1 pseudogene is annotated in these 591 nt (G+C 70.9%); it reads right to left on the bottom strand.

Features of this window, described 5'->3' with window-relative positions:
* Positions 1–377: pseudogene (locus AC5LUJ_RS18785) on the bottom strand (cytochrome c biogenesis protein CcdA); the annotation flags it as partial.
* Positions 378–591: the final 214 nt, after the last annotated feature.

The following is a 591-nucleotide window of genomic DNA, read 5'->3' as shown; positions in this document are numbered from 1 at the left end:
TTACCGGTATCGGGGCTGGTACCGGCAGCGGGTCGCGGTCCTGCCAGCCGGCCACCGACCGCTGGTGGCGAGGCTCCGACCAGCACCACCGAGGAAGCAGCCGCCAGCGCCGTGCTGCCAGCCACCGCTGAGGAGGCGACCGCTGGCAACGCGGCATCAGCGACCAGCGACGAAGCATCAGCCGCTGCTGACGGGGGGCCGACGCCGGCTGAGGGGCGGGCGGCCAGTTCCTCACCGGACAGCCCCGTGATGAAGGACAGGTATCCCGGCACGAGCGGCAGCACACACGGCGACAGGAATGACAACAGCCCCGCCACCGCCGCGACCGGTGCGGCGAGCAGCAGAGGCCCGTCCGCGACGAACGACGTGACGCTCACCGCGGGACTCCCTCCAGCCGGACCGGGATTTCTCCCAACCGGACAACACCGCCGATCCTGTCACCGCTCACAGTGCCACGAGCGCCCACGCCGCCGGCGTCTGCGCCGCCGACATCCGTATGGCCGGCGTCCGTGTCACCGACGACCACACGGCCGACATCCGTACGGCCAGCGTTCGGATGGCCCATCCTGACGCCGTTCATGTTCTGATGCC

The organism is Protofrankia sp. CiP1_Cm_nod3, from assembly GCF_982290655.1.
Note: the sequence above shows the minus strand (reverse complement) of the source record. Positions and strands in the feature narration are given on the sequence as shown.